Source organism: Lysinibacillus sp. EB271-A1-10B (assembly GCF_058791335.1).
In genome coordinates, this window is the sequence record NZ_JBYTDL010000009.1 from 156,203 (window position 1) to 163,505 (window position 7,303).

The window sequence follows — 7,303 nt, forward strand, 5'->3', positions numbered from 1 at the left end:
AGCTTAAGTGATGGATAGAAAGGCCGAAATCGTGGATAAGACAGCCAAAATGATGGATAGAATCATCGAACAAATATATAGAAGTGCCTTCAGAAGTAGACAGACTATGTCTACTCTTTTTTTATGAAATGAATTCCCAAATGTCATATCTGTTGTAGTTCTTTTTGATTATTTATTCTAAAAAATGTTCCAATAAATATGAACTTGTGTAACAATGTTTATTAATATTTTTGATCCAAATATATTTATAGTTTATTTTTCGATATTGGAATAGTGCAAATGTTACAACGGAATTGCTATCAATGAGTATTTATTTGTAATGTGTTAATTTCTCGTATTTAAATTCAGAATTTTTTATTTTTTTACAAAGGTACTACCTAATTGTGGCAAGTAAAAATTATAGAAGAAAATTGTGGAGGAATAGCTATGGTGTTAAAGCAGATATTATTGATGTTATTCGATCATTTAAAATTGGAACAACTTTTTGAGGATGCAGCTAAGTTTTCCGATAAAGATGAATGTAACCTTTTGAATAAATTAGACGGTTCAATGCTATATTTTCAAACTTTAGGGGTGACTGCAAATGAATAAAGTTGGTTTTTTGACGATCGGACAATCACCTCGTTCAGATATTATACCGACATTTACAGAAATTTTTAATAAAGATATTAAAATTGCGGAAAGAGGAGCGTTGGATTCCTTAAACGAGGCGGAATTACTAACAGTTTTAGCGAGAAATGAAAAGAACACATCTATCTCTCGATTACGGGATGGCAGATCTATAATAATTGATAGAAGAAAACTATTACCATTATTACAAATGGAATTATCAAAGTTAGAACAAGAGGTGGATATGGTCGTAGTATTAAGCACAGATGATTTTTCGAAATTAACATGTGAAAAGACTATTTTTTATCCGAATCGTATCGTCACACAAATGATTAGTGCATTGGCCGATCAACCGAAGCTAGGTTTAATCATTCCACTAGAAGAACAGAGAGAGACTATGCTTGAAAAGTGGAAAGATATTTCGGAGGATATCACGATTGCTGTTGCTTCACCATTTGATTATGGCAACTTTGAAGAGGCTGCTCGTTATCTTCGTGACTACCGAGTAGATCTGATTGTTTTGGATTGCATGGGGTACAATGAAGAGCATAGGCAGCTAGTACGGAAAGAGAGTGGTATTTTAACAATTTTACCGCGTACATTAGTAGCGGGAATCGTGCTTGAATACTTATAAAGTAAGAATAAGAAGGAACGTGCTAGACTGTATATAAATTTAATCGACAGCCTGTATTATCTTGTACTCTAAAATAGGTCTTAACAAAGTAGAAAAGTCCGCTAGCTCGCGGACTTTCTTCGTAAAAGTGATTATATTAGTCCGTGAAGCATAAAGATGATAAATAACCTAACATTATTAAAAGACCAATACCCATTGCGATATCCATGTTTTGTACCTCCTTTTAAAAAAACGACACATTTATCCTGCATACTGCGAGTAAATGCCCGATTAGTATGGGGCAACAGGACGATGGTCATACAAGCGTTTTCTCAGGATGTGAAGTTTTTACTTTATACATAAATATTGTACAATGAATTATAAAATTATGAAACCTTTTATAGGGCTTATGCGTATATATTAGTAATAGAATTACCAATTTGTACATAAAGAGAAGGTGTAAATTAATGAAGAAATGGATTCAAAAAAGTATCGTTATTATGGTTGCGTTTTTAACATTTGGATTAATTACGCCAACACATGAGATATGGGAAGCATTTGATCATAATCCATCAAATCGTGCTTCTATTGGACCGGCATCTGGGACAAGTACTGCAGAAGCGGCTGCTCTTCCGATAGAACAAACAGAAATACAGGAAGACCCGATTGACTATAATGCATTGCTTGTTGATGCGGCGAAAGAGCAATCCTATATGAAATTCGGCACAAAAATTGGCCCGAAAATTAGCAATGAGTTTGACGCTATTATCTTCCCTAAAATGGAGGAAGCCATTGCGATGACAGTAGAAGGCTTAGACGATGAATCGTTAGCATCGTTAACAATTTCAGAAAAGCCAAGTGGAAACTATGGCGAGAAAATTTTTAATATTACTAGCAATGAAACAGGTATGGATTTAATTCGCTTCCATGTCCGCACAGAAAAAAGACCGCAGGACGGTTACTATTACAACTTCCACTACCACAGTGCCGAGGACGACTTTATGGCACACAACAATTTAGGGGATATTTATTGGGAGAAAAACACACCACCTAAGTGGTTATCCTAAAAGTTACGAAACACTCGCTTAATATGCGGGTGTTTTTTGTTCGGAAACATTGATATATCAACGTTTGTAGTATATTGTTAATTTATTTAATTTAGATACCATTAAAATGGGGGAGGGTAGAGAAAAGCATGTACCCCAAAATGTACCCCAAATTCATCATTTTTCGATTTCCTTAGATTCTTAAAATGAACTCAGATTGATAATCTCATCCATAAGTTTAGATGCGTGTACTTCATCTTTTTCAAATGAATGTGCGTAGACTTTGTAAATTGTTTCAGGAGTATCACCGACTAAAGCTGCAACTGTAGATACAGGAATTTTATTAGATAACTGTATCGTCACAAATGTGTGCCGTAAGTAATGAGGTGTGAAGTGAGTTATCTTTTCTCGCTCACATATTAAGTCAATGATGCGTTTCAAATAACGTTCACCAATAGGTTCACCAGCGTATGTTACAAATACGTACCCATCAGGATTCCGGAATTTATAAGTTTCCATTATTTCTTCATACCACTTTTTATAATCCAGTAGAATACTTTTGATGTTTTCATTCATTGGGAATTTTCGATAACTGTTTTTGGTCTTTGGTGTTCTGGATCCATAACGATCCTTAGTTTTGTTTATGTGAATTATATTATTTTCAAAATCGATATCAGTTTCCCACTGCAAAGCTCTCAATTCGCCAACACGCATTCCTGTTAAAAACAGTAGGCTTAAACAAGTATAGAGTGATTTTGTATTTAGTACGAGCAATTTCCAATACCTTTGATACTTCATTTATAGAAAGAGCATTTCGTTTTATGCTTTCTGTTGCTCGGCTTAAATTGGGAGATGAAAACTTTTTTCTGTCTAAAATTTTATTCTTAGTGGCAAATGTAAAAATGGCGTTCAAACGTCTAAAAATCGACATAAGGGTACCTTCTTTAAAGCCTTTAATAATCAGCGGATCTATTAAGTCTTTTTTTGTTTGTACCAATAGATACTATCTATTTTGGTTTTTGTCATTTTTTCTCGAGCCATTTAGATCACTCCTTGTGAAACGTATGTTCTATTTAAGGGTATAAAAATAGCTTCTTTGGTGAAAGAAGCTATATGTAAAAAATTAATTTGCAAATGTTGTGTTGCGAGCTTTCCAATCTTCTAACTTAATGAATACCCAGAAACCGTAGATTCCAATTGTTATTATCGTTAAAATCCACCACTTAATCCAATGACCAAATAAACCGACTGCGGAACCGTTGAATTTTAATCGACGTCCTTCAACAACAGTGTGATTAATCTTCCAACCGTATATCATAGTTATTGACCATGGATAACAAATTCCTAGTGTAAATACTGTCACGAGTACTCCTAAAATGCACCATCCGATAAACTGAAGTAATCCTCCGTCAAAATACGACGTTTGACCACGTCTACTTTCTAGTTTTTGTTCTTGAATAGTAATGTTTGTTGTCATTGTATCAAACCTCCTTTTTATATTGTTATAAATATTATGTAAATAGCCCCTTATATTTCAGTTCAGCCAATTCAACTGGAACATGATGTAAGGCAGCTATATCATATATTGTCATTTGTTCATACGAATCAAATAAACTTTCATCTGGAATTAATAGATAAGCAGCAAATTTATTAGCTTCAATTTCTATTTTATCAATTGAGAAAAGAGTATTAGCACGCATAAATGGCAAAACAGCATGTCCTAATTCGTGTGCACATACTACAATTTGGTCTTCGTATGAAAGATTATTATTTAAAAAATTATTTGATTACGTTTTTCGTACTGATAAAAACCATTAATTTCATAATGTAAATCCCAGTGAATAACGCTAATTTTCATAAATTCCGCTATTTTAAATGGATTTCTAGTACGGTAACTTTTGCATAAATCTTCAACTTTAGATTGGATAAAATCCATTTATATCCCTCAAATCAGTCTTGATCTTTATCTCTATAATTTTTAGGAATGAATTTTTTGTTATTCTTCTTTGCAAGACGTACACCGAATTCCATTGCTTCTAATAACTTCTTCACTCATAGGTTCACCATCGAATAATAAACCAGTAGCAGATGATAAGTCTTCGCGTAGTTCATTCATACGTTTTGCTATATCACGTTCATCTTTTTCTGTTAAAGATGATGAGTTTTTTGTTGTTTGCTTAGGGTTGAGCATCTCACCTTCACCAGTTAAAAGCCATTTGTAAGAAACTCCATACAATTCCGTGAGGATAGTCAATGTATTCATGTCAGGTTCACTAACGTTATTTTCATAACCACTAAGTGTTTTATTATTAATATTAGTTCTATCTTTTACTTGAGTTTGTCTTAATCCACTTTTTTTACGAGCCATTCTAAGACGGTCACCTAAAGTATTCATAATAACACCACCTTTTTTCTTTAAGTTTAAGAACATTTAAACATAATCTCAAAAATAAAGAATATTTTTCTTAAAAACTTAGAATTTTTATTAAATTCTTAGAAATTAAGAATTATAGTTAGTTTAACGAGTTCTTAGATACTAAGAAAAAGAGGAGCGCGCAGCATCGTTCCTGATAAAACAATTTTGAACGCACGTTTTAATACTTACAAGCTCAAAGAAAATGAACATGAGGCTAGAAAAAACGCTCGTCTAATGACGCAATATGCTGATGAAATCATTAGTGGTCAAGTCTTTAATATCTTTCTGAACGGTACACCAGGTGTCGGCAAATCACATTTGAGTTACAGCTTGTTGCACCGTGTAAATAACAATAGTAACAAAGAGAAATCGTGCTTGTTCATCGATTTTGACCAGATGTTACGTGACATACGAGGATCATATAAAAATCCAGATAGCATTTACACAGAGTTTTATTTTACGGACCTACGCAAGGTTGATGTACTCGTTTTAGATGACCTTGGTGCAGAAGTAGGTAATGAAGATACAGATAAAAAAGCATCTGACTTTATAGGACGCATGTTAAGAGCTGTTTCGAATGCTCGACAGGAATAAAGTAACCATCATTACTACAAACCTATCAGGGGACAAACTAAATGCTATTTACGACAGCAAAACTCTATCAAGGTTAAACAAGAATGCTAAGGTTGTTCTCTTTAAAGAGACTAAAGATAAACGTCGTGTTGATTTAGGGTTTTAGATTACGAGGGGCGCACAGCCCCTTGATTGGAGTGTGAAGGGATGAATAAACGACAAGAGAAAAAAGTGTTTGTTTCACTGGTTACGAAAATAGTTGTTAGCCACTTTGCTATACAAATGCCGAAAGCTACTAGAGCCAAGAAGCGAGTACTTAGAAAGCATAAAGAAGCCGTGTATTCAGCGGTTAAATTAGTCAAAGATGAAATGCAGGAGGTTGCAAAATGACCGAACAATTTCTAATCGATCAAATCATCTTGCATTCACAGACATTTAAGCGATTCGGAAAAAAAGAGAATGCAATCAAGTTTTATGAAAATCTTGAAATTTTAAGAGTTTCCAAGGGGTTTAGTACTCAAGATGATGCATTGGATTACGCAATTGCATTTACGGAAGGTGTGAAGGCTGCATGATAACAAAACTACCTACAAAGAATTTTCTAGATTGCGGTAATTTTGCAAACACTAATACTGCCATTTATTTTTAAAATTTTTATCTTGGACTTTAGAAGATAGGACAATGTTTTGGTGCTAGATAAACGTTGCACTGTTACATTCTTGATTCGGATAGTCTACTCATAGTTAATCAACTCATACGTAGTAAAACTAATGAATGGTAAATTTAAAGGGAAAACGTGTTTTTATGCATGATGATAGCCCTGAAGTTTAATTCAATGTATTACTTACAATTCTTTATGAAAAAAATACAAAGTAATTCCATTAAATACTTAGAATTATAAACAGACGTTAAACACAATATAAGCCTGTATTAACTAATACAAGGAGGTTATATGATGATTTTTAATGATATTTGGCAAGCAGATATGAAGGGCAATGGATTAATACCTTTAATTAAAGGTTTAAGTGACAATGAAAAAAATGAAGAAATGGGATATGTAATTGTTAATACTAATCCGTTTCCAGAAGGAAGAAATTCAAATAGTTCAGATAGGCAAGTCAATGTTTTAGAAACTGTAGTTATTCCTGAAAGTAAATTGGCTTCCTATGAACTATTCAAAAAACTTCATGACAATTATGATTGGAGACGCAATAATATTGATCCGACGCCACAGGAAGAATTAGATGAAGTAAATGAGTTTCTAAATTTTGCTATTAAAACAGAACCAATGAAAATAGCAAGGGACTATGCAATCGAAAATGGGAAAATTGAATCTAATGCTTCAGATGAAATCTGGATAAAATCGTTAAAAGAAATATGGTTTAAGCAATATTACGATAATAGTACTTCAGCATTTGAACATGTATTTATTGGTGAAGAGGGTCGTGGAAATAAATTAGATGGCCACCATTCATGGTATCACTATTATATTAACGATGGCCCTTATGAAAAAACGCATCAAGAAGATGTGATTTTATTCTTAAAAACTGTTCAAGTAAATAGTCGTGCTGAAATGAGCAATAAAGCTGAAGTGATTACAATAAGGTATGAGTATACGGAAAAAGATAATGAAGGTTCAAAAACACTATTAAAACAAACGGGTGGTTTTTTTGTTGGGCTTAGTACAGAAGGATTGTTAGCTATGGGTACTGTAGGGTATTTCCATGAACCAGAGATGGAAAATATACCAATAACAATAAACGATGAAAAATATACATTGGCAGTTTTTAAAACAGAGGATGGAGATAAATATATGCGTACTTTCTACCCGAAAATTCCTCAAAGAAATAATTAATCCTGTAATTTTTACAATTAAGTAAAATACAGTTGGAACTAAATTAAGAACCGGTTATTGAACAATATGAGTAAATTAAAAAAGTTTGGTAGGATATTCCTACCAAACTTTAAGTATGTGCGCCCGGCATGCGTATGAACTATAGGGTGCAAGTCCCGAACCCCGAAGACAGAAGTAGAGGTTAGCCAAGA

11 protein-coding genes and 1 pseudogene are annotated in these 7,303 nt (G+C 33.3%); 7 read left to right on the forward strand and 5 right to left on the reverse strand.

Going from position 1 to position 7,303, the window contains the following annotated elements:
* Positions 1 to 426 precede the first annotated feature (426 nt).
* The 3 genes from AC3WSK_RS14140 (at position 427) to AC3WSK_RS14150 (ending at position 2,289) form a co-directional block, all read left to right on the forward strand.
* A complete protein-coding gene (locus tag AC3WSK_RS14140; protein WP_492413757.1) occupies positions 427 to 591 on the forward strand; it encodes a hypothetical protein in 165 nt (54 codons plus the stop codon).
* Complete coding sequence (locus AC3WSK_RS14145; protein WP_492413755.1) at positions 584 to 1,243, forward strand: AroM family protein; 660 nt, start codon at positions 584 to 586, stop codon at positions 1,241 to 1,243. Before AC3WSK_RS14140 ends, AC3WSK_RS14145 begins: the two co-directional genes overlap by 8 nt.
* A 446-nt stretch (positions 1,244 to 1,689) precedes the next feature.
* Entirely contained in the window at positions 1,690 to 2,289 is a 600-nt protein-coding gene (locus AC3WSK_RS14150; RefSeq protein ID WP_427485157.1) for a YpjP family protein, read from the forward strand.
* A 180-nt stretch (positions 2,290 to 2,469) separates the two neighbouring features.
* Here the strand turns inward: AC3WSK_RS14150 and AC3WSK_RS14155 are convergent, their stop codons facing one another.
* From AC3WSK_RS14155 to AC3WSK_RS14175, 5 genes and pseudogenes are all read right to left on the reverse strand, one after another.
* Entirely contained in the window at positions 2,470 to 2,982 is a 513-nt protein-coding gene (locus tag AC3WSK_RS14155; RefSeq protein ID WP_492413999.1) for a site-specific integrase, read from the reverse strand.
* Complete coding sequence (locus AC3WSK_RS14160) at positions 2,942 to 3,265, reverse strand: hypothetical protein (RefSeq protein ID WP_492414016.1); 324 nt, start codon at positions 3,263 to 3,265, stop codon at positions 2,942 to 2,944. Before AC3WSK_RS14160 ends, AC3WSK_RS14155 begins: the two co-directional genes overlap by 41 nt.
* 126 nt (positions 3,266 to 3,391) lie before the next feature.
* A complete protein-coding gene (locus AC3WSK_RS14165; protein ID WP_492413753.1) occupies positions 3,392 to 3,745 on the reverse strand; it encodes a hypothetical protein in 354 nt (117 codons plus the stop codon).
* Positions 3,746 to 3,779: 34 nt separating this feature from the next.
* Positions 3,780 to 4,204 (reverse strand): annotated as a pseudogene (locus tag AC3WSK_RS14170) (ImmA/IrrE family metallo-endopeptidase).
* 60 nt (positions 4,205 to 4,264) lie between these two features.
* On the reverse strand, positions 4,265 to 4,663 hold the full coding sequence (locus AC3WSK_RS14175; RefSeq protein WP_492413751.1) for a helix-turn-helix domain-containing protein: 399 nt from the start codon (positions 4,661 to 4,663) through the stop codon (positions 4,265 to 4,267).
* Positions 4,664 to 4,849: 186 nt separating this feature from the next.
* Between AC3WSK_RS14175 and AC3WSK_RS14180 the strand changes: the two genes are divergently transcribed.
* The 4 genes from AC3WSK_RS14180 to AC3WSK_RS14195 all read left to right on the forward strand — a co-directional run bounded on the left by AC3WSK_RS14180 (position 4,850) and on the right by AC3WSK_RS14195 (position 7,112).
* Complete coding sequence (locus AC3WSK_RS14180) at positions 4,850 to 5,278, forward strand: DnaA ATPase domain-containing protein (RefSeq protein WP_492413749.1); 429 nt, start codon at positions 4,850 to 4,852, stop codon at positions 5,276 to 5,278.
* A 186-nt stretch (positions 5,279 to 5,464) separates the two neighbouring features.
* A complete protein-coding gene (locus AC3WSK_RS14185) occupies positions 5,465 to 5,647 on the forward strand; it encodes a hypothetical protein (protein ID WP_492413747.1) in 183 nt (60 codons plus the stop codon).
* Entirely contained in the window at positions 5,644 to 5,832 is a 189-nt protein-coding gene (locus tag AC3WSK_RS14190; protein WP_492413745.1) for a hypothetical protein, read from the forward strand. Before AC3WSK_RS14185 ends, AC3WSK_RS14190 begins: the two co-directional genes overlap by 4 nt.
* Positions 5,833 to 6,209: 377 nt before the next feature.
* Positions 6,210 to 7,112, forward strand: coding sequence for a hypothetical protein (locus tag AC3WSK_RS14195; protein ID WP_492413743.1), 903 nt, complete (start codon positions 6,210 to 6,212; stop codon positions 7,110 to 7,112).
* The last annotated feature ends 191 nt before the right edge of the window (positions 7,113 to 7,303 follow it).